The following is a 20,557-nucleotide window of genomic DNA, read 5'->3' on the forward strand; positions in this document are numbered from 1 at the left end:
TTTAAGCTTGAGTTAATTGATTATATAAATTTCCCATTTCAATTGCATTAACGGCAGCTTCCCAGCCTTTATTTCCAGCTTTTGTACCTGCTCGTTCAATTGCTTGCTCGATGTTTTCTGTTGTAAGAACTCCAAAGATAACAGGTATTTCTGTACTTAACGAAACGTTTGCTACTCCTTTTGCTACTTCATTGCTTACGTAGTCAAAATGAGGTGTTGCACCTCGAATAACAGTACCTAATGTAATAATAGCATCATAATTACCGGACGCGGCCATTTTTTTGGCTGCTAAGGGAATTTCATATACACCAGGCACCCACATAACAGAGATTTTATCCTCGTTTACGCCATGTCGATTTAATGCATCTTCTGCTCCAGATAAAAGTCTTGTTGTAATAAATTCATTAAAACGGGATACAACAATCCCGATTTTTAAATCAGTTCCAATTAAATTTCCTTCAAATACTTGTTTCATTCTTTATTCCACCTTTTGTAATAAATTTTGTCGGTATTGAATTAAATCTTGAATCGTAATCATTTTCAAAGCAAATTCTTCAGCGATTTGCTTTAAATCATTCACTCTTGCCATTGTTCCGTCTTCCTTTAATACTTCCACAATCACTCCAGCGGGATTAGCACCTGCTAGTATCGCTAAGTCAACAGCAGCTTCCGTATGTCCATTGCGATTTAGCACACCGCCATCCTTTGCAATGAGAGGAAAGATGTGACCAGGTCTTGTAAAGTCATCAGCTTTAGCGTCTGAATCGACCATTTTGCTTATAGTAAAAGCTCGTTCATATGCACTAATTCCTGTTGTTGTCTCTTTATGGTCGATACTGATCGTAAAGGCAGTGCTTCTCGGATCAGTACTATTAGTAACCATAGGAGGGAGGTGTAGTCTATCTGCTAAAGCTTGTTGAATAGGGACACAGATTAGACCGCGACCCTCTTTTGCCATGAAATTGATCATTTCTGGTGTAACATGATCTGCCAATCCGATAAAATCTCCTTCATTTTCACGATCTTCGTCATCGCAAACAATCACCACTTTGCCATTTTTTAAATCGTTTAATGCATCTTCTATGGAATCAAACATCGTTTTCTTCCTTTCGTTAATAAATTTATGATTAAAAACCATTTTCCCTTAAAAATGAAACAGTTAATGGTGAGTCTTTTTTTATACCTGGATCTTTGTCTCTATTCATAAAGGAATAAAAATACTTAGCTAAAAGATCAAATTCGATATTCACTAGTTCACCTTTTCGTTTATTCCCAATCACGCTTACCTTGGAAGTATGCGGGATGAGTGATACAAAAATAGAGGTTGGAGTCGTTTGGAAAATCGTTAAACTCGTTCCATCAATGGTAATAGATCCTTTATCCATTACGAGGTATATTTGATCCTCTGGTATCTGAATTTCAACTAATGTACTATTTTCTATTTTTTTTGTTGATATAATCATGCCCGTACAATCAACATGCCCAGACACAAAGTGCCCGCCAAACCTTCCATTTGCAGCCATTGCTCGTTCTAAATTAACAATTGTGCCACTATTTAGAAGCCTTAAAGTCGTATCGTTAAACGTGTTTGGCATAACATCGACTGTAAACAAACAATCACGGAAGGCAGTAACTGTTAGACAAACCCCATTTACGGCAATGCTGTCACCAATTTTCATATCCTCGAGAATCTGTTCTGCTTGAATCGTTATAGAAATAGTGTGCCCCGTCTTTTTACTATGCTTTACAACGCCTAATTCTTCGACTAATCCAGTAAACAATGGAAATTCCTCCTTTCTGCAGATTGTATTTATAGCTCTTAAATAGCAAGGGGTCAATCATTTTTATGGTGACAAAAAAATACTCTTAAAATCCATAAAAAATACAAAATAAAACCCCGTATAATAAACATATACGGGGTCAAATACATACTTAAATAAACGTGGTGGACGATAGAATAGCTGTTTTTTATAGATTGTTGTTTGTAAATAACGCTGTCAATGGACAATTCACCATTCTTTTCGAAAAAAGATCCATCTAAGATTCAGTATATTTAGAAGAAATTACTTCAGCTGTGAATACCCTTATTACAGCACCTCAAATACAACAAAATATATCTATAGAAAAACAGAAAAAGAAAGGTGAGTCATTCATTCTTTTGATTCTATCAATCATACCATTTTGTTTATTGTTATTTGCCTTCTCCCATCCAGACTTTACTGTCGGCTTTGGTTTCTCACCAAATCCACCGTTTTATAAATTTAACTCTTATAAAACGGGTCACGGGCTTAGAGTTTTACGTCCACTCATCACCGCCGGTTGGGAATTTCACCCGACCCCGAAGGCGATCACACATAATGTGTAATCATAACTATTTAATTAACTGTATCGTACACCTTTTCCTTTTAATTATCAAATATTTTCTTTCAAGTACAATATTTGCACTTCTAGTAAAGGGAAAAATAATCTCAATAAGGTGTTTCTTTTATTGAATTGGTCATACTAAAAGAAAAAGTGGAGGCACAAAAATGAAAATTGCAGAAAATGTTTTTGGCTATCGTACAGCAATTGCAAATATAGCATATATAGCTGGATTAGGAGCTAGGAAGGATGAGTGGGTACTTATCGATACAGGCGTTCCTTATTCTGCGCCATTTATTTTGAAAAATACAAATCAACTTTTCAAGGGAAAGAAACCATTAGCAATCATTCTAACTCATGCTCATTTTGATCATATCGGCGCATTACAAACACTCGTTAAGAAATGGAATGTTCCTGTATATATACATGAAAAAGAAATTCCCTATTTAGAAAGCAAGAAGAAATATCCTCCACCTACACCATTAAGGGAAAAAGGGATGATGTCCTTTCTTTCACCATTTTACCCGCGAGATGGCATTGATTTTCATTCCAGTATCAGGCCTATTTCAAGTACTAGTTCCTTACCATATTTAGATGATTGGAAATGGATTCATACGCCAGGACACACGGAAGGACATATTTCCTTATTTAGAGAAAAAGATCGGCTGCTTCTAGCAGGGGATGCACTGATTACAGTAAAACAAGAGTCATTATTTGCCGTTTTAACTCAGAAAAAAAAGATTCATGGCCCACCAGCATACTTTACACCAGATATAAATACTAGCTTCCAATCAATAGAAAAGCTATTAGCGCTAGAACCGCAGACTTTATATACAGGACATGGTATGCCAATGTATGGGGCTGAAATAAGGCAGGGAATTAGGGAACTTCTTTATCAGTATAGTACAGAGAATTTAGTAAAAGAAATTTAATTTATCATAATAAAGTTATGTAAACTAAAAATAGACAAATCATTATTTTTCCATTCCTATTTATAGATGATTAGGAAAAATCGATTTGTCTTTTTATTTTTCTCTAACATTTTGAGATGGTCTACAGCGTCATTTTCTGCCAAGATATAATCCTTTAATGAATAGCTATTTCATGATACCCTTAATAATTAGAAGATTGATATAGTTAGGAGTAAATTACATGAAATTAGTAACTTGGAATGTTAATGGAATAAGAGCTTGTGTTAAAAAAGGCTTTCTTGATTTTTTCCAGCAAATAGATGCAGATATCTTTTGTCTTCAAGAGACAAAGTTACAAGAAGGACAAATTAAACTTGAATTAGAAGGCTATCATCAGTTTTGGAATTATGCAGAAAGAAAGGGCTATTCAGGAACAGCCGTTTTTACAAAGAAAAAGCCCCTTTCTGTTCAATATGGCATTGGGGAAGACTTTGAGGAAGTGGAAGGAAGAGCCATTACCTTGGAATTTAAAGACTTCTTCCTACTGAATGTATATACCCCTAATTCAAAGCGAGATTTAAGCAGATTATCTTATCGTGTTGAATGGGAAAAACAACTAAAGAACTATATATTATCATTAGAAGGTATTAAACCTGTTATTTATTGTGGGGATTTAAATGTGGCTCACCAAGAGATAGATTTGAAAAATCCGAAGCCGAATATTGGAAACTCGGGATTCACGTCAGAAGAAAGAAACGAAATGACAAGCTTACTTGAATTAGGGTTTGTTGATAGCTTTCGATATCTATACCCAGAGCGAACAGATGTCTACACATGGTGGAGTTATATGGCGAAAGTAAGAGAAAGAAATATTGGCTGGCGTATTGACTATTTTATCGTTTCTAACCTATTAAAGGAGCGAATCCAAGATGTAACTATTCATTGTGATATAATGGGAAGCGATCATTGTCCTGTACAACTTGATTTAGAAATATAATTTAATGAACAGGGCATCTTTATTATACTATCATGTCAGGAAACAAATATGGTACAGATGCCCTTTTTTGGTATGCAGATATCAATCCAGTTAAAATAAAATTAAATCCTTTTCATTATACATAATTTAGAAGGAGCAAACCGCAAATGAATTTAAAAGGAATTCATCACGTTTCTGCGATGACGGCAAAAGCAAAAGAAAATCACTCTTTTTATACAAATATTTTAGGTCTACGGCTCATAAAGAAAACAGTCAATCAAGATAACCCCTCTGTTTATCATTTATTTTATGGGGATGAGCAAGGCAGACCAGGAACAGAACTAACATTTTTTGAAATTCCCCATATGGCTCTTAATAGAGAAGGAGTAAGCAGTATTTCTGCTACTTCTTTACGTGTTCCATGTGATAAAGCATTAGAATTTTGGCTAAAACGGTTCGAAGAATACAATGTTAAACACGGAGAAATCCTAGAGAGAGCAGGCAGATTAACATTAGAATTTAGAGATTTTGAAACACAACGGTTCTTTTTAGTATCTGATGAAAACGATAATGGGGTGAAGGCTGGTATACCTTGGGCAAAGAGTTCTATACCAGCAGAGTTTGCGATTACAGGTCTTGGACCAGTACAATTAACGGTAAGACGTCCAGAAGCAACTATTAGCGTTTTAACTGATTTACTTGGATTCCGCTTAAAAACTTCGTATCCATCCACTATGGAGAATCAACCACCTATTCTGGTATTCGAAACAGGTGAGGGTGGCTCTGGGGCGGAGATTCATCTAGAGGAGCGAAATGATTTGAAAGTGCAGCGTCTTGGCAGAGGTGGCGTTCATCATGTAGCTTTACGAGCGGATAATGAGGAAGAACTTTATTATTGGATTGAAAAGGTGAATAATGCTCGCTTTCAAAACTCAGGATATGTAGATCGTTTTTATTTTAAATCACTGTATTTTAGAGATCCGAATGGAATCTTGTTTGAAATTGCCACAGATGGTCCTGGATTTGCGACAGACGAAGATCTAGAACATTTAGGTGAATCTCTTGCCCTTCCACCATTTTTAGAGTCTAAGCGGTTAGATATTGAGGCAATCCTAGAACCATTAGAAACACGTAGAAAAGAAAAGTAATAGCTAACCGAAACGATAAACGGAAAAGACAAAGCAGTATGCAAATATGCTACAATATTGAAAGAAAACAATTGTTAGAATTACTAGGGGGAAAAACGAATAATGAAATGCGTATCAATAGATTTAGATGGTACCTTACTAGATGACCATCATCAAATATCTGAAGCAAATCGCACGATTATCCAGAAATTAAAGGATGAACATATAGAAGTAATTTTAAATACAGGACGTCAATACGCAGATGTTATTAAAGTAGACGGCGTAAAAGAATTAGAACTTCCCATTTTTTGTTTAAATGGCAGCATGATGTATGACCAAACAGGAAAGCTATTATATGAAACACAAATTTCCATTGATTTATATCAAACTTTGCTTAAAGCATTACAAAACTTGGAAGTAGGAGTTCTAGTTTATACGAATCAAGGTGGATTTCCAGGAACATTGCCAATGCTTCGCGGCAAATCTTGGGATGAGATTCAAGCACTCTTTGATCAACAAGATTATGAAGCGATCCTGCATTTAAAGGATGTAAAAATTTATAAGTTAATCGCCGTTGTCGATGAAACACAACTAGACAAAATCGATCACGTTAAAGAAGTGCTTAGAAAATATGAGACTATTTCGTTTTCCTCTTCTTTTCCCAACAACTGTGAAATCACATCAAGTGAAGCACAAAAAGGGAAAGCGATAAGACGGTATGAAAAACTTCGGAATCTTACTTTTAATGAGATTTACTCCTTTGGTGATGGAGGTAATGATATTACACAATTTGAAGTATCAACAAGATCTTTTGCCATGGAAAATGCTCCTGAAGAAATCAAAAAAAGAGCAAGTGACGTCACTAAAAGTAATAATGAGGATGGGTTTGCATACGCCATTGAAAAGATTCTGAAATTAGTGTAACCATCATATATTAGACTAGTTAAAGCCGGGATCTCTATACTAACTTCTGGCTTTTTCGCTGTGAAAATCGATACGAAGAATAGGAGTCGAATCTACTTTGAAGAAAATTGTGTTTACAGGCGGGGGATCTGCCGGCCACGTTACCCCTAATATCGCTATCATAAATGAATTAAATAAACAGGACTGGGATATTTCGTATATTGGCAGTAAAGCGGGTATTGAAAAGGACTTAATCGAAAAGATTGACATCCCATATTATTCTATTTCGAGTGGCAAATTAAGAAGATATTTATCAAAAGAAAATATAAAAGATATATTCAAAGTAATGAAAGGCTGTTATGACGCAAGAAAAATTTTAAAGAAAATCAAACCAAATGTTGTTTTCTCAAAAGGTGGATTTGTATCTGTACCTGTTGTCATCGCAGCCCGTCAATTGAAAATCCCTGTCATTCTTCATGAGAGTGATCTAACACCCGGTTTAGCTAATAAGTTATCTGTCCGTTTTGCTTCGAAAATTTTTACATCTTTTGATGAAACCTTACATTATCTGCCAAAAGAAAAAAGCAAAGCAATCGGTTCTCCAATTCGAAAAGAAATATTAACTGGATCTGCCTCTAAAGGGAAACTATTCCTTGGTTTTACTAGTCAAAAGCCGATTCTTACGATTATGGGGGGCAGCTTAGGGGCAAAGAAAATAAATGAAATCGTTCGAGATAATTTAGATACATTATTACAATCCTATCAAATTGTGCATCTATGTGGGAAAGGAAATCTTTCAGAAGAGCATGCAGGGATAAATGGATACAAACAATTTGAGTATGTCTATAATGAATTAGCTGATATCCTAGCAGTTACAGAATTCGTTATTACGAGAGGCGGATCTAATTCTATTTTTGAATTTCTTGCCTTAAAAATTCCTATGCTTATTATTCCATTAACCAAACAGCAAAGCAGAGGAGATCAAATATTAAATGGGAAGGTCTTTACGGAAAATGGTTACTCCTATATGATAGAAGAGGAATCATTAACAAAAGAGCATTTTCTTCATACCTTAAAACAAATGCAAGAAAACAAGCAACGTATGACAGAAAAGATGGAAAAGAACAAAAGCAAAAATGCTTTAGAAGAAATTATAAAAGAATTAAATCGCTATTAATATACATGTATCAGGCTATAGGTAGAGTTTGCATCTTCCTCTCTACTTGTAGTCTTTTTCATTATGCAGAAGATGATTTCACTTGATAATTTTGATAGAAAAAGCCAAAATAAGAAAATGGAATTCGTATATTTGAACGGAAAGTAGGTAAAATCCATGCAATCATTTACAGACATTGGATTGTCTTCAACAATCATAGAAAAACTCCATAAACAAGGAATAAAACAGCCAACCCCTATTCAAGCAAAGGTTATTACACCGCTCCTTAAAGGTAGTGATGTAATCGCACAAGCACAAACAGGTACAGGAAAGACTTTTGCTTTTATATTGCCGATTTTAGAAAAAATGAGTATCGATGCAAATCATATTCAAACTCTAATCTTAACACCAACTAGAGAACTTGCTATTCAAATAACAAATGAAATCATGAAAATGAAACAAGAAGCAATAAATGTTCTTGCTGTATATGGGGGACAAGATGTCGAAAAACAATTGAAAGTCTTACAAAAAGACGTTTCCATAGTCGTAGCGACACCAGGTAGATTAATTGACCATATAAAACGAGGAACAATCGACTTAAGCAAAATCTCCTATTTTGTATTAGATGAAGCAGATCAAATGCTTCATATTGGCTTTTTAGAGGAGATTAGCTATATTATACGACGTATCCCTGAATCAAGACAAACAATGCTATTTTCTGCGACTATTTCAAAGGAAGTCGAAAAGCTTGCGAAGAAATATACGAAAAATGCCGACTATTTTACTGTTGAAGCAAAACAAGGACCTGCAAAAACCGTTAAGCAAGTTAGTATACATACAACTGATCGTGCCAAGCAAGGTACATTAATGACCTTAGTGAAGGAAGCGAATCCGTATATGGCAGTCATTTTCTGCCGTACGAAACGTCGTGTAACTAAATTATACGAAGTATTACTTGCAAATAAATTTAGCTGTGGCCAATTACACGGAGATTTATCGCAGACAAAAAGAGAGCAAGTAATGAAAGCATTTCGCGATGGAAAATTTCAATTGTTAATTGCGACAGATGTAGCAGCAAGAGGCTTAGATATTGATGGAATTACACATGTATATAATTATGATATTCCTCAAGATGCGGAGTCTTATGTCCACCGAATCGGCAGAACAGGAAGAGCTGGTACAGAAGGATATGCGGTTACCTTTTATTCATCTGATGATAGACCATTGTTAGATTCAATAGAGAATCAATTAGATATAAAAATTGAAAAAATACAGCAACCCAAAAAGAAAGATTCAACTAAAAAAAGGGAAGAATCACAACCAGCTAAAAAGTCTTACAAAAAACAAAGCCATACAAAAAATAAGGGCGAAGATTTTCGTTCGTCTCCATCAGAAAAAAAGGGGAGTGACAATAAGCGTAAGCCACTTTCAACAAATAATAAACATAGGGGAAATTCAACCCAATCTCCAACAAAAAAATGGGCGAAACCTAAAAAACGAAATGGAAAAAGATAAAGAAGGCATGCGATTTGCTTGAAGGTCCTTTTAAGGATTTAAAGGGAGAATTTTAAGCGTATTACCCTAATTCTTAGTTCCAAAGGTGGTTTTTCCACCAGACAAAAATATAAAAAAGAAACAATTGTATAGAGAAAGGAGTTCATTCCATTGTTAAAAAACGAAATGAATAAGTATATAGAAGAGTGCAAATCACAAAACGGAGGGAAAGTAGTTCTTTTCGAAGAGGAAATGAATTATGTTAGAAAAGTTGGCCTTGCGGACGATCATATGGTGATGGAACAGACAGCTGAGCGCTTTTCTGATTTATATATGGAGCTTGCCAATAAAGAAACAGACGAAGTTGTGCAGGAAAACGCTCAAGAAAGGATTCTTGAGGATACTGTAGACTATTTAGAGAGAAATATAGACATTTATCTCTATGTAGAGACAAAAGCATTTGACATTGTCTCTGTCGATTCAATGTCCTTAGAAGTCGATTCTGTTTTTGGTACCTATGAAGTTTTATGTGGATTAAAGAGTCCTAAAAAAACAGAAAAAGAAATTCGAGCATTTATGGAGAATCAACTAACAGGAGATGATACGTCTTTCCATTTAATGTTCAATGGTAACGATGGAGTTTGGGATGTCAATTTCCCGTTAGAAAAAATCAATGGCTTCCATAAAGAAATGCAAATCGGCGATGCGTTAAAATTAGCTTATTTATTTTTATTTTCTTTAAACGAAAAATTATCCGCATAGTACTTTTTTGTTTTAATACCAGATAGAATTAGAAACATTTACGAATGTATGAAAGCGAGGGAGAGGTTTGACAAAAGAATCAAATCAAAAAATTCAGATCGAATCCAGTGAATTTTCATGGAATAGCGAAAACGGTGTTTTCCATTTTGATGGCGCATCGGCTCTTTTATTTTGGGATAATGCATTTGAAATATTTTTAAGTACTATCATGGAAATTTCTGGTCCTGATGCATCTAACGCCGTTTTTGAGACAACTGGTTTCCGGATGGGGCTATTAGTAAATGATTATTATCAAAATCGCTTTTCCATTGAAGAAATTATCAAGAAATATAGTGAAATATATTCCAGTGCGGGCTGGGGAAATGTAACGATAACAGCGTTTAACAAAGACAAGCAAACGGTAACGGTACGTTTGAAAAATTCATGGGAGCACCGAATCTTCCAATCTTTAAATCCAAACCAATCTGCTGTTTTATTACCGAGTCATTGGGCAGGTGTTTTTAGCGGACTATTTAAAGAGAAGATGTGGTATGAGTTAACTAAAAGTCAAACGAGGGGAGATGAATATGATGAATTAAACATATTCGTTTCTGACCATACTCCCCATCAAAGTGTCCATGAACTAGCAAGAGGGAAAGAAACAAAATACATTACAGAATTAGAAACAATGGTTGAGAATCGGACGAAAGAGCTATCCACTTTGATCAGGCATTTATCTACACCAGTCATGCCTGTTATGAAGGGCATCCTAGCCATTCCTCTAATCGGGAAATTTAATGAAGAGCGTTTTGAAGATTTACTGCAAAAAGGTTTGCAGGAATTTTCCGAACGTCGAGCAAGTTATTTACTTCTTGATTTAACGGGAATAAGCGAATTCGATCAGTTTATTATTTTCCGACTGCAAGAATTGGTTAAGGCAATTGAATTAATTGGCGGGGAATGCGTCCTCGTAGGAATTAATCCAGATTTAAGTGTGCAAATTATCCAATCAGGTGTAGATTTAAAAGATATCCATACCTTTGCAACATTAGAACAAGGTATTGAGTATGCAATTGAAGCACTTGGCTATCGGATTGAGAAACAACCCTGAGTCAACGAAGTATAAGAGTTATCCATCCCCATAGCATAGGAGAATTAACCTTTCTGCTAAGCGATGGGTTTTTGTTTTATCCGATAAAGAGAGTGCCTGCAATAACATCGATGCATCTTATGTATTATTCTCAAAATGTTTTTAGAAATATATATTCAGGTTAAGGATTCTCTTAAACAAATTGGATCTGAGAGAAATTTAACTTTGGAAGATTCTAAAATTCTTGAAGAATATGTTAAAGAAAACAACAAAACGCGCCTATCTGGATAACGGCAGGGGGAATAGAACATAATAGGGTCTGCAACTAAATGAGGATATCATACGTAGTAAGTTACCATCTAGAAAGTCGAATTCCTATCAACATTAAGGAATTCGACTTTCTAGTATAGATAATTCTTTTTGTATTAGTGTGCGAAATTCAGCGTCTTTTAAAAATTTCAGTTTAAAGCCATTCAAATTTCGAGATAGTTTTGTTTGTTCTAATGAAGTCAAATCATTTGCAAAAAAGGCCAATTCTGTCTGGTTACCGTCTTTATCTGTAGCATACATTGCCGTTGTAATAATAAACGCTGTAGATCCGCCCTTTTGCCCGGCATGAACAAGCCATTCTCGATTGTTTGGATTTTCCATTAACTGTTCCATTACTGGATCAAGATATTTATATGTATCTTCATCAAAATATGTTTTGTTATTTAGTTTTTCCATAATATATACATAATCCTCTGAAGTTGATCGTGGTAAACGATTGGACCATATTCTTTGAACATCCATGTCTAAATTCTTCACTATTTGTTTTTTTTCTTCAGCAGTTGGTGGGTGGTTTAGCCATTTATTGTGTATATCCATCGCTCTTTTACGATATTCAGAAATATCCATATTTTTCATTGCTTCTAGCGTTTCTTGTTTAGATAATTTTTGCTCATTCATTAGCTGGGTAGGGATAAACAATGCACTTACTATCGGATACAAAGGTTCATGATTTGAAATACCTAAGTTTTCTAGGAAAGTATTGATGTTTTGAAGCCCTAGCACATTAATTAAGTAATCGGTATTTGCATTTGAGCTATAAGCAATCATTCCCTTAGCTACTTCACTTAAATGAACTTTATTTGTCTCTTTACCATCGTTTAGGTTAGCAATCCAAGCATCATGTGCTCCTCCATCGGTTTTAGGAATATAAAAGGTGTTTAGTTCCTCTAAACTTACTTCTTGTAGCGGATCAATTTTCCCCTGTGCTGCTTGTCGTGCATATTCCATGGCGATAATAATTTTAACAGTGCTTGCTAAAGGTAACTGTTTATTTTGATTAACTTCTACCCACTTTTGTTTATTATAATTGATTGAAAGTGAAACTCTTTCACTTTTTGCATTCTCTTTAATAAATTGAAAAATATATTCAGGTTCCTTCTTGGTGATTTCTTTCTTAAACATATAAATTCCAATTCCTATCATGAAACTTAACAAAATAATAATTCCTACTATAATCCAGAGTGTCATTTTCAAGGCAATCACTCTCCTTTTTTATTTATAATCTATCTACGATTAATGAGATAGAAAAGTTCCATTTTAAAGATGTTATTTTTTTCTCTTCTTCATAATCACCAATTAGCCCAAAGTGTCTTTCTTTTTAGAGGATAAAGGCTGAGCGAAGATAGAGTGGCACCTATTTGTTTCCTTGTATAATGTAACACTGAGTCTGGGATGCTTTTGATCAAGAGTGTATGGACAACCGGGATAAGAACCCAAACGGTTTAACTTCTCTTCTTCACATATTAATGATTTCTAAATCTCGTTTGGAAAAAGCGTAGTAGGTTCACAATATCCATTCATCTTCAAGAATTTGCATAAGAGCCTGTCACTGCTCCTGAGTAAGCCATTTTCTGCCTCTCGCTATCATCTCATTTCCGTAATTATTCAGTTAATTAACTCTATTGATACAAGTGTAGTAGACTGATAAAATCATAGTTAACAGTATCTCATAAGACTAACAACGAGGTGATGTATTGCGAATAATCGGTTATATTCGTGTCAGTTCGACTAGCCAATATTCATCAAGGTAATTTGAGCAATGGAACGAAATCGCAATGGATATTTTCTATACGAAGAAAAAGTTTTTGGAGCAGCAAAGAATCGTGAACAATTTCAAAAAGTGTTAGAGGATTTACAGAAAAGTGACATTATTTATTTTACCAACCTAACTCGAATCACTCGAAGTACATAAGGATTATTTGTAATGATTGATTTAATACGGAGTAAAAGGCAAGCTTAAAATCAATCAAGGAGACATGGCTAGATTTATCAAAGGATAATCCATACAGCCAATTCTTCTTACAGTAACGGCTTGAGTTAACCAATTAGATTTAGATCTTATCCGTATGCGCCAACGTGAAGAGATTGATTTTGGCTAAGAAAGAAAGGTAAGTTTAAAGGCTGGTTAAAGAAAGATCATAAAAATCACTCAGGAATGAATTTTGCAGTAGAGCTATATAAAGAAAGAGGTATGCCGTAAATAAATTTGTAAAATTATAAATGTAACTAGAGCTGCACTGGATAGAACATTGGTAGGTGAAAAAGTAATCATTATGTTATATATTTTAGTGAGCATTAGTAAACTTAGTCTACTAAATAGTGAAATTTTAGGAATAGACATACAGTAGAAAAACAGAGTTAGACCCAGTATTAATAATCTTGGAGGTAAGTGATGAGAATACTTCTAATAGAGGACGATTTGAAGTTGATAAAATATATAAAAAAGTATTTGACTGCTTACGACTACGAAGTATTTACTGTTGAAGATTTTGATCGTATTTTGGATACCGTTGATCAAATTGAACCTAAACTAATTATACTTGATATCAATTTACCGTCATTTGATGGCTTTTATTATTTGAAACGAATTAGAAAAAGTCACACAATGCCTATCATTATCTTATCAGCACGAAGTGAAGAGGGTGAACAAATCAGAGGCATGGAACTAGGTGCGGATGATTATGTGACAAAACCTTTCAGTGTAGGAATTTTATTGGCGAAGATAAATGCCATTTTAAGGCGAACAAAGCATATTTCGGATGATGAAAACAAAATAGAAGATGGAAAACTGATTTTGTTAGAAGACAGTTTAAAGCTGCAATATGAAAATCAAACAGTAGAACTTTCAAAGAATGAATATAAAATCATAAAACTATTGTTGCAAAATTCGGGAAAACTGGTCAGTAGAGATGACTTATTTGATGCGTTGACGGACTATAACAAGTTCGTGGCTGAAAATACACTTAATGTAAATATTTCTAGAATAAAGAATAAGTTAAAAGAATTAGGCCTCGAACATGTCATCACAACCAAAAGGGGATTAGGTTATGTCCTTCATTCAACTGATTACTAATGTGATACAAGATAAGAAAGTAATCATCTTTGTTTACATCATTAATACTTTCCTAATCGTATCTTTCTATGTGCTATTACTAGGCACTGAAGAGTTTTTATATCCGATTCTATTGAGTAGTGTCCTATTCATCCTTTATTTAGGATACGAAATTTATAATTATCATAAATTTGCAAACGATATCGAGGATGGTCGGAAAAGTCCTAACTATACCACTAATTTTATGAATAACAAAGCCAAACTTGTCTTTACTACCCTTCGCGAAGTCCATCAGGAATATAACAGAAAGCTCTATGACAATAAAGTGAAACAGAACCATAAGAATGCCCTATTTTCTCAATGGATTCACAATATGAAAACCTCTGTATCCGTCATTCACCTTGCTTGTGAAGTAAGCCTCTCCGAAAGAGAAAATGATGAATATATGGAAGATATCAAAGATGAAAATGATATTTTAAAAAAGAATTTGGAGGAAGCGTTAAATTTACTTAGAATTGAAGAATTTTCAAGTGATTTTATTGCTCAACAATTGCCATTAAAAGAGCTTGTCTATCAAGCGCTGAATGAAAGAAGAAGAGAAATGAGGTATAAAGGTATTCATCCTCTGGTATATATTCCAGATGCATTGGAAATCTTAACGGATAAAAAATGGGCTCAATATATGATTGAACAAATTTTATCAAATGCTATTAAGTATTCTATTGCAGAGAAAAACCAACCAATCGTTATTCAAGCAATAGAAGAAGAAGACTACGTCATTCTTTCAATTAGGGACGAGGGAATTGGTATAGATGAGAAGGATATCAACCGTGTATTTGATCCTTTTTTTACTGGCGAAGGTGGAAGACGCGACAGAAATGCTACAGGAATTGGGCTTTATATGGTGAAACTTATTTCTGACCGATTAGGACATAAAATAAAAATTCAATCACAAAAAGACAAAGGAACTACTGTGCAAATTACTTTTCTTGCAAAACTGTAAGATTGCGAGATGAAAATCGATTTTAACTTCCTGCTTCTCCCTATATACTTTAGGTAATCAATCTTTGAATTATTGGAGGATTTTACTATGGAAGTTTTAAAAGTAAATGATCTATCAAAAGTGTATAACTCATTTAAAGGAGCAAAAGAAGTTACTGCCTTAAATGGAATAAATCTTTGTGTGCATAGTGGAGATTTTGTTGGAATTATGGGACCCAGCGGAAGTGGAAAGACTACCCTGTTAAATTTATTATCGGGAATTGATCAATCCACTTCTGGAGAAGTCTTTATAGAAGATAAAAATATAACTGAATTATCAATGGAGGAAATGGCTTTATTTAGAAGACAAAGTGTTGGCTATATATTTCAAGACTTTAACTTACTTGATAGCCTTACTATTTCTGAAAATATTGCTCTACCTTTAATATTAGATAAAGTTGACCCCAATAAAATCAACATAAAGCTTAAAGAGCTTGTAGCCTTTTTTGAAATCGAACATATTCAAAATAAATATCCTTATCATATTTCTGGGGGACAAAAACAAAGAGCTGCCGCGGCAAGAGCACTAATTAATGATCCGGCGATAGTATTCGCCGATGAACCAACGGGAAATCTCGATTCGAAGTCTTCAAAAAACATTATGAACACATTAAAAAAAATTAATGAGGAAAAAAACAGCACGGTTTTGATGGTTAGCCATGACCCCTTCGCCGCATCTTTTTGCAAAAGAATCATTTTTATAAAAGATGGAGCTATTAAGATGGAAATTGCATCGAATGGAGACAGAAAGGAATTTTTCGATCGAATTTTAGAAGCAGAAAGTATGATTGGGGGAGGAAATGAATGAATTTCTCTTCCATCGTTTATAAAAATTTAAAATACAATTTAACCCGTTATATTTCTTTTTACCTAGTAAACAGCTTTATTGTAGCCGTTTTATTTATGTATGGGACTTTGTATTTTAACGATAGTATCCCTGTTAATATAAAAAACATTCTTAATTTTACATTTGTTGCTCTTGTGCTGTTTTGTATTATCTTTATTTCATATACACAAACCTATTTTGTGAAATTCAGAGGAAAAGAGTTCGGGGTATACTTGACATTGGGAATGACGACACGAGATCTCAAAAAAATGATTCGCCGAGAAAATATTATTATTATTTCTATCTCATTGTCAACAGGAATTGCAGCTGGTTTGCTTTTTTCTAGGATGTTTTATTTAATACTAAGTAAAGTGTTAGTAAATATTGAATATAGCATCAGCTTTAATACTTTTTTTCTTACAATCACTGTCTTCTTACCTATTTTTATTATCAGTACATTTTTTACAGAGAGATATTTGACGAAACTTTCAATTATTGAAGTTATTCAATCGAGCTCGAAAAAAGAGATAGCTACTGCTTCCAATCCTATTATAGGTTTTATATCCATTATCGTTTTTGCTATAGCATTATATCTCTTGCCGAAAATATACACAGGTGACATCTTTGATGGAAAGAAAGTGATTTTTACATTTTGTGCCATAGCGACATTAGTTGGACCATTCTTTATTATCGGTACGCTGATCAGTACACTTCGTTCGGTCATCCGTAAATACCCAAGCAGTTACAATAATAATTTGTTGGTTCTTTCCAATTTGGAGCACCGTTTTTTATCATACCGGACGATTCTTTATGTCGTTACTCTGATGGTGTCTATCGGCATTTTTTTGATTGGAACCGGTTATACGATTCATAAAAATACGGTTACATTTAATGATTTGGAAAGGCCATATGACTTTATGTTCGTCGAAAACGATAAATATAATCATATTTCGCAGGAAGAGATACGGAAAGTAATCGAAGATAATGGAGGAGAGATTAAGGATTATACTGTCTTAAACTATCTTTCATTACCGATATACAAAATGAAGGATCATAAAGTGCAGACGGGTGAACGCACGTATTCTAACAGTGTGATTATTAGTGAAAGCAATTACAACAAGCATATGGGGACAAACAAAGACATACAAAGAGGATACATGTTAGATGTTTTTCTTGATGGTGGAGAGATTCAAACAAAACCTACTGAAGATATAATGTTTTTAATGAATAGAAAAAGTATTCAAAGCCCAGGTAAACAATTTAATGATACAAATATTACGATGGATTCTTCAGACTTCTTTCATCGTGTTCCTGCTTCGGATCTATTTATTGTCCCTAAAGAACATATATTGAATGAAAAAGCTCAATTGACAAATTTAGAGTATACCAATGCCTATTCAACATATCACGCTTATGTAGTAAATGATAAAGACTATGAAATGATCAAAAGAAAAAGCGATTATAGCGATCCTTCTAAGTATCATTTAATAAATCTTTCTAACGGTGATAACTACAAAGTTTTCTCTGGAATACTCGATGCATTACGAAAAGTAAATCATGCTGATGAAGAAATATGGAAGAACAAATCTTTTTTAGGCGGACCGATAAATGAAAAGACCATGCTGGAAGCATATCGACCTTTCTCTAAAATGGAAAAAGTAGAAAGAGATAAAGAAGTAAATGGCGTTTTTTATTTCTCGATGGCCTTTTTAGGCTCATTACTTCTAATTTCTTCAAGTATTGTGCTACTTTATAAAATTGTAACAGATATAGCCGAAGAAAAGTTGCAAATCACTATTCTGAGAAAAATCGGAATCACCAACCGTGAGATGAAAAAGCATTTGACCAAACAGTTGAAACTTATATTTTTTGTGCCAACCCTGTTTGGTATCACTATGGCAATGTATTATATTGCATTAATTAATACCAACTACTCAAAAATCAATTATACGATGATGCAGGCATTATTAGTGGTAGGAATGTATATTTTGTTGCAGATCCTATTTTACTTTGGATTAAGGAGGCAGTATCTTTCTAATTTAAACGAATAGCAAATTCTTAAAAAAGTAATTCTCATATCAAGCCTACAGTAATAATCTTACTCAATCGAGCCCTTTCCTGGAGTAACGAAAAAAGCCCAATTTACAATTTTACCTGAGAAATTGGGCTTTTAATATAGGAATCGAGTTTCATTATTAGAAGCAGCTGAAGATATTGATATTATTATTCATTGTGCGGCTTATTTAGGCGAGGATATAGAGAAAGCGATGAATTCAAATGTAATTGGTTGGAAAATTTAGCGAGTGTAGCAATAGAAGCAGGTATAAAGAGATTTGTACCTATATCAACTTTATCCGTTTACGGCGAGCCAATAGTGGGATATTTTGATGAAAATTCACCAATTAAAGAAAGTCATCCGGAAGTATACATTAAGACTAAAGCCCCATCTGAAAGAATTCTAAATAACTATAAAGAGAAGGGACTCAACTTAATCATTTTAAGACCGGGAGCGATTTGAGCAGAGAAAAACTCCGATTGGGGAGATAAACAAGTTGAATGGATGATAAATTCCGACATTGTTAACTGGGTAAATCCAGATGACCTTATACCAATTTTCTAACAATATAAATACAATCTGAATATATAGTTTTATTAATATTCATATGGAAATTGTTACAGGCTGCGCAAAGCTATTACTAGAAGATTCTAAAAACAATTTACAAACCGATGGTCGGTATGTTATATTCGATATATTGATTTTACATTACGGAGGGTTGATTTTGAAGCAAGATGAGCGAAGACTGCAAACAACAAGACTTCTGCTTGAGAAGACTAAAGAGCTGATACGGGAAAAAGGCTGCGATTCGATTACGATGAAGGACATCATGGACAGATCAGGCTTGTCGAAGGGGGCCATTTTCCATTATGTGAAGAGCAAAGACGAACTTTTTGTGTGGGTGCTACAAGAGCGGTTAGAAGAAACGAATGAACTTTTTATGAACGTGGTGGAGCATGGAAACCGATCATTTGACGAGCCATATCAAAAAATATTTGAGAGTATTTTGGCCTATGCAGATGCGGATGTAACGAACAATCTGCTGATGTATTTGTTTGGAAAGGAAGAGAAGCCGGTTATTTCAGAAGCGCTCAAGAGGTATTATGAACGTTCTGTATTCTTATCTAGACAGTGGATTGAGACAGGTCAAAGGCATGGCGTTATTTTGGAATCAGTTGATGCAGGCAAAACAGCTGAAATGTTCGTTCTTCTGACAATTGGGCTTCGTGTCCGGTCCACGATACCATCTGTTTCCTCTGTTTTTAGCGCCGCAGATTTCTCATCGTTTATTATCGATATCTTAAAATCCCCATAAAGGGAGTGAAGGGATGATCAAGATGAGCTTATGGTTAACGGTGCACTAACGGGAGTCGTATTGATGGTTGGAAATATAATTATGGCTGCCTGTTGGAAATTAGGGAGAATTTGACGAAGAATAGAGTTGAAACTCATAGCGCAGTCAAAAACGTACTGCTGACCAATTATATATTTACGGTTCTAGCTCTTCCACTCCTTAGTGGCTCGGGGAGTATAATGGCTGCACGCTCAGGAAAGCCATTGCCAGGGTTAACTGACTTATATTGTCGCTCTTATTTATTAGTTTTAACAGGGATAATTTGGGCTGAATTCTTATTCTTCAGCAGCTTAAAATGACTCATTCCGTGAGGAATGCACCGAAAACGGCATTCTCTCTAAGGCATATCAGGATGCTTCTTACTTATAGCCGTCTGCGGTTTTATTACAACGCTAATGCACTCGTTACTTTATATCTTATAATAACTAAAGGATTCTAAGGGGGATTTACATGATACCATTTTATGTACTTGTCGCAGCTTTTTTGCTGTTCAAGGCTATGGGCTTGATTGGAGTACTCTATTTCGAAGGATGGCATGCCTCGCTTCAAGGGGCAGTTGCCGTCATGCTGCTAGTTACCGCATCTGCTCATTGGGGGACAAAGCGTCCGGATTTAATCCGTATGGTACCGCCTGTTTTTCCCAGACCGGATTGGATTGTGACGGCTACAGGACTGCTTGAAATAGCCGGAGCAATCGGGATTTTGTTTCCGGCCACATCCAAAGTAGCATCTTTAGGATTAGCGGTGCTGCTATTGGCAATGTTCCCCGCAAACTTCCGGGCGGCCAGAGACAAATTAACGATAGGGGGGAGACCTGTACCTAAGCTGATTCCCCGAACGGTTCTTCAAATCATTTTTCTTACGGCCGTCCTTTTGGCAGGTTGAACCTACTATGTGAAAAAACAGCTCCATTTGAAGGGTCTAAAAAACAGCTATAGACATAGAACTCCTTCTTTCACTAGTGTGGAATAGTTAAAATCCAGCTCCAATTTGGCTGCCTATTCTTATTCGCTAAAGGGAACTTAGTTTTATAAGAGATGACATAAAATTAAACTGGCTGTAATATAACAAGACTGCTGTTATGTAGTCTTGTTTTTATGAAATAAAGGATGGATTTCCAAAATTATATTAAAAATTAT

Annotated in this window: 18 protein-coding genes, 3 pseudogenes and 1 riboswitch; of the genes and pseudogenes, 16 read left to right on the top strand and 5 right to left on the bottom strand. The window is 34.7% G+C overall.

Going from position 1 to position 20,557, the window contains the following annotated elements:
- Position 1 precedes the first annotated feature (1 nt).
- The 3 genes and pseudogenes from ribH to ribE form a co-directional block, all read right to left on the bottom strand.
- The gene (gene ribH, locus MHH96_RS17680) at positions 2 to 475 is read right to left on the bottom strand and encodes a 6,7-dimethyl-8-ribityllumazine synthase (protein WP_061798816.1); all 474 of its coding nucleotides are present in this window, start codon (positions 473 to 475) and stop codon (positions 2 to 4) included.
- 30 nt (positions 476 to 505) lie between these two features.
- A pseudogene (ribB, locus tag MHH96_RS17685) lies at positions 506 to 1,096 on the bottom strand (3,4-dihydroxy-2-butanone-4-phosphate synthase); the annotation flags it as partial.
- Between the two features lie 31 nt (positions 1,097 to 1,127).
- Entirely contained in the window at positions 1,128 to 1,781 is a 654-nt protein-coding gene (gene ribE / locus MHH96_RS17690) for a riboflavin synthase (RefSeq protein ID WP_061798814.1), read from the bottom strand.
- Between the two features lie 412 nt (positions 1,782 to 2,193).
- A riboswitch (FMN riboswitch) is annotated at positions 2,194 to 2,350 on the bottom strand.
- Between the two features lie 178 nt (positions 2,351 to 2,528).
- On the opposite strand from ribE, the gene MHH96_RS17695 reads away from it, so the two are divergent.
- The 8 genes from MHH96_RS17695 to MHH96_RS17730 all read left to right on the top strand — a co-directional run bounded on the left by MHH96_RS17695 (position 2,529) and on the right by MHH96_RS17730 (position 10,780).
- Positions 2,529 to 3,293, top strand: coding sequence for an MBL fold metallo-hydrolase (locus MHH96_RS17695; RefSeq protein ID WP_061798812.1), 765 nt, complete (start codon positions 2,529 to 2,531; stop codon positions 3,291 to 3,293).
- Between the two features lie 220 nt (positions 3,294 to 3,513).
- The gene (locus tag MHH96_RS17700; protein WP_061798807.1) at positions 3,514 to 4,269 is read left to right on the top strand and encodes an exodeoxyribonuclease III; all 756 of its coding nucleotides are present in this window, start codon (positions 3,514 to 3,516) and stop codon (positions 4,267 to 4,269) included.
- Positions 4,270 to 4,415: 146 nt separating this feature from the next.
- Positions 4,416 to 5,396 carry a ring-cleaving dioxygenase gene (locus tag MHH96_RS17705; protein WP_061798805.1) on the top strand — a complete coding sequence of 327 codons (981 nt, stop codon included), beginning with the start codon at positions 4,416 to 4,418 and terminating at the stop codon, positions 5,394 to 5,396.
- A gap of 102 nt (positions 5,397 to 5,498) precedes the next feature.
- The gene (locus MHH96_RS17710) at positions 5,499 to 6,299 is read left to right on the top strand and encodes a Cof-type HAD-IIB family hydrolase (RefSeq protein WP_047943460.1); all 801 of its coding nucleotides are present in this window, start codon (positions 5,499 to 5,501) and stop codon (positions 6,297 to 6,299) included.
- Between the two features lie 97 nt (positions 6,300 to 6,396).
- The gene (locus tag MHH96_RS17715; RefSeq protein ID WP_061798803.1) at positions 6,397 to 7,455 is read left to right on the top strand and encodes an undecaprenyldiphospho-muramoylpentapeptide beta-N-acetylglucosaminyltransferase; all 1,059 of its coding nucleotides are present in this window, start codon (positions 6,397 to 6,399) and stop codon (positions 7,453 to 7,455) included.
- A 156-nt stretch (positions 7,456 to 7,611) separates the two neighbouring features.
- Entirely contained in the window at positions 7,612 to 8,949 is a 1,338-nt protein-coding gene (locus MHH96_RS17720) for a DEAD/DEAH box helicase (protein WP_061798801.1), read from the top strand.
- Positions 8,950 to 9,099: 150 nt separating this feature from the next.
- Positions 9,100 to 9,690: a branched-chain amino acid aminotransferase gene (locus MHH96_RS17725; RefSeq protein ID WP_341117782.1), complete on the top strand. Its 591-nt coding sequence runs from the start codon at positions 9,100 to 9,102 to the stop codon at positions 9,688 to 9,690.
- Between the two features lie 67 nt (positions 9,691 to 9,757).
- On the top strand, positions 9,758 to 10,780 hold the full coding sequence (locus MHH96_RS17730) for an STAS domain-containing protein (protein ID WP_341117783.1): 1,023 nt from the start codon (positions 9,758 to 9,760) through the stop codon (positions 10,778 to 10,780).
- 363 nt (positions 10,781 to 11,143) lie between these two features.
- Here MHH96_RS17730 and MHH96_RS17735 read toward each other — a convergent pair whose 3' ends face one another.
- Both MHH96_RS17735 and MHH96_RS17740 read right to left on the bottom strand, forming a co-directional pair.
- Positions 11,144 to 12,277, bottom strand: a complete 1,134-nt coding sequence (locus MHH96_RS17735; RefSeq protein WP_341118128.1) for a serine hydrolase — start codon at positions 12,275 to 12,277, stop codon at positions 11,144 to 11,146.
- 113 nt (positions 12,278 to 12,390) lie between these two features.
- Positions 12,391 to 12,626, bottom strand: a pseudogene (locus MHH96_RS17740) (hypothetical protein); the annotation flags it as partial.
- 157 nt (positions 12,627 to 12,783) lie between these two features.
- On the opposite strand from MHH96_RS17740, the pseudogene MHH96_RS17745 reads away from it, so the two are divergent.
- From MHH96_RS17745 to MHH96_RS17775, 8 genes and pseudogenes are all read left to right on the top strand, one after another.
- A pseudogene (locus tag MHH96_RS17745) lies at positions 12,784 to 13,341 on the top strand (recombinase family protein); the annotation flags it as partial.
- Between the two features lie 140 nt (positions 13,342 to 13,481).
- Positions 13,482 to 14,162: a response regulator transcription factor gene (locus MHH96_RS17750; RefSeq protein ID WP_047943465.1), complete on the top strand. Its 681-nt coding sequence runs from the start codon at positions 13,482 to 13,484 to the stop codon at positions 14,160 to 14,162.
- Complete coding sequence (locus MHH96_RS17755) at positions 14,137 to 15,144, top strand: sensor histidine kinase (RefSeq protein WP_341117784.1); 1,008 nt, start codon at positions 14,137 to 14,139, stop codon at positions 15,142 to 15,144. Before MHH96_RS17750 ends, MHH96_RS17755 begins: the two co-directional genes overlap by 26 nt.
- A gap of 87 nt (positions 15,145 to 15,231) precedes the next feature.
- The gene (locus tag MHH96_RS17760) at positions 15,232 to 15,990 is read left to right on the top strand and encodes an ABC transporter ATP-binding protein (RefSeq protein WP_047943467.1); all 759 of its coding nucleotides are present in this window, start codon (positions 15,232 to 15,234) and stop codon (positions 15,988 to 15,990) included.
- A complete protein-coding gene (locus MHH96_RS17765; protein WP_341117785.1) occupies positions 15,987 to 18,059 on the top strand; it encodes an ABC transporter permease in 2,073 nt (690 codons plus the stop codon). The genes MHH96_RS17760 and MHH96_RS17765 overlap by 4 nt, the downstream gene beginning before the upstream one ends.
- A gap of 236 nt (positions 18,060 to 18,295) precedes the next feature.
- Positions 18,296 to 18,526 carry an NAD-dependent epimerase/dehydratase family protein gene (locus MHH96_RS25685; RefSeq protein ID WP_445668999.1) on the top strand — a complete coding sequence of 77 codons (231 nt, stop codon included), beginning with the start codon at positions 18,296 to 18,298 and terminating at the stop codon, positions 18,524 to 18,526.
- 262 nt (positions 18,527 to 18,788) lie between these two features.
- On the top strand, positions 18,789 to 19,379 hold the full coding sequence (locus MHH96_RS17770) for a TetR/AcrR family transcriptional regulator (RefSeq protein WP_341117787.1): 591 nt from the start codon (positions 18,789 to 18,791) through the stop codon (positions 19,377 to 19,379).
- A gap of 537 nt (positions 19,380 to 19,916) precedes the next feature.
- Positions 19,917 to 20,303, top strand: a complete 387-nt coding sequence (locus tag MHH96_RS17775; protein WP_369988344.1) for a DoxX family protein — start codon at positions 19,917 to 19,919, stop codon at positions 20,301 to 20,303.
- Positions 20,304 to 20,557 lie beyond the last annotated feature (254 nt).

Source organism: Niallia sp. FSL K6-0212 (assembly GCF_038007605.1).
GTDB lineage: Bacteria > Bacillota > Bacilli > Bacillales > Cytobacillaceae > Niallia > Niallia circulans.

Bases quoted from the DNA above. Each gene is read 5' to 3' on its own strand.
- ribH (WP_061798816.1), bottom strand. From the start codon at position 475: ATGAAACAAGTATTTGAAGGAAATTTAATTGGAACTGATTTAAAAATC.
- MHH96_RS17695 (WP_061798812.1), top strand. From the start codon at position 2,529: ATGAAAATTGCAGAAAATGTTTTTGGCTATCGTACAGCAATTGCAAAT.
- MHH96_RS17700 (WP_061798807.1), top strand. From the start codon at position 3,514: ATGAAATTAGTAACTTGGAATGTTAATGGAATAAGAGCTTGTGTTAAA.
- MHH96_RS17705 (WP_061798805.1), top strand. From the start codon at position 4,416: ATGAATTTAAAAGGAATTCATCACGTTTCTGCGATGACGGCAAAAGCA.
- MHH96_RS17710 (WP_047943460.1), top strand. From the start codon at position 5,499: ATGAAATGCGTATCAATAGATTTAGATGGTACCTTACTAGATGACCAT.
- MHH96_RS17720 (WP_061798801.1), top strand. From the start codon at position 7,612: ATGCAATCATTTACAGACATTGGATTGTCTTCAACAATCATAGAAAAA.
- MHH96_RS17735 (WP_341118128.1), bottom strand. From the start codon at position 12,277: ATGACACTCTGGATTATAGTAGGAATTATTATTTTGTTAAGTTTCATG.
- MHH96_RS17750 (WP_047943465.1), top strand. From the start codon at position 13,482: ATGAGAATACTTCTAATAGAGGACGATTTGAAGTTGATAAAATATATA.
- MHH96_RS17755 (WP_341117784.1), top strand. From the start codon at position 14,137: ATGTCCTTCATTCAACTGATTACTAATGTGATACAAGATAAGAAAGTA.
- MHH96_RS17760 (WP_047943467.1), top strand. From the start codon at position 15,232: ATGGAAGTTTTAAAAGTAAATGATCTATCAAAAGTGTATAACTCATTT.
- MHH96_RS17765 (WP_341117785.1), top strand. From the start codon at position 15,987: ATGAATTTCTCTTCCATCGTTTATAAAAATTTAAAATACAATTTAACC.
- MHH96_RS17775 (WP_369988344.1), top strand. From the start codon at position 19,917: ATGGGCTTGATTGGAGTACTCTATTTCGAAGGATGGCATGCCTCGCTT.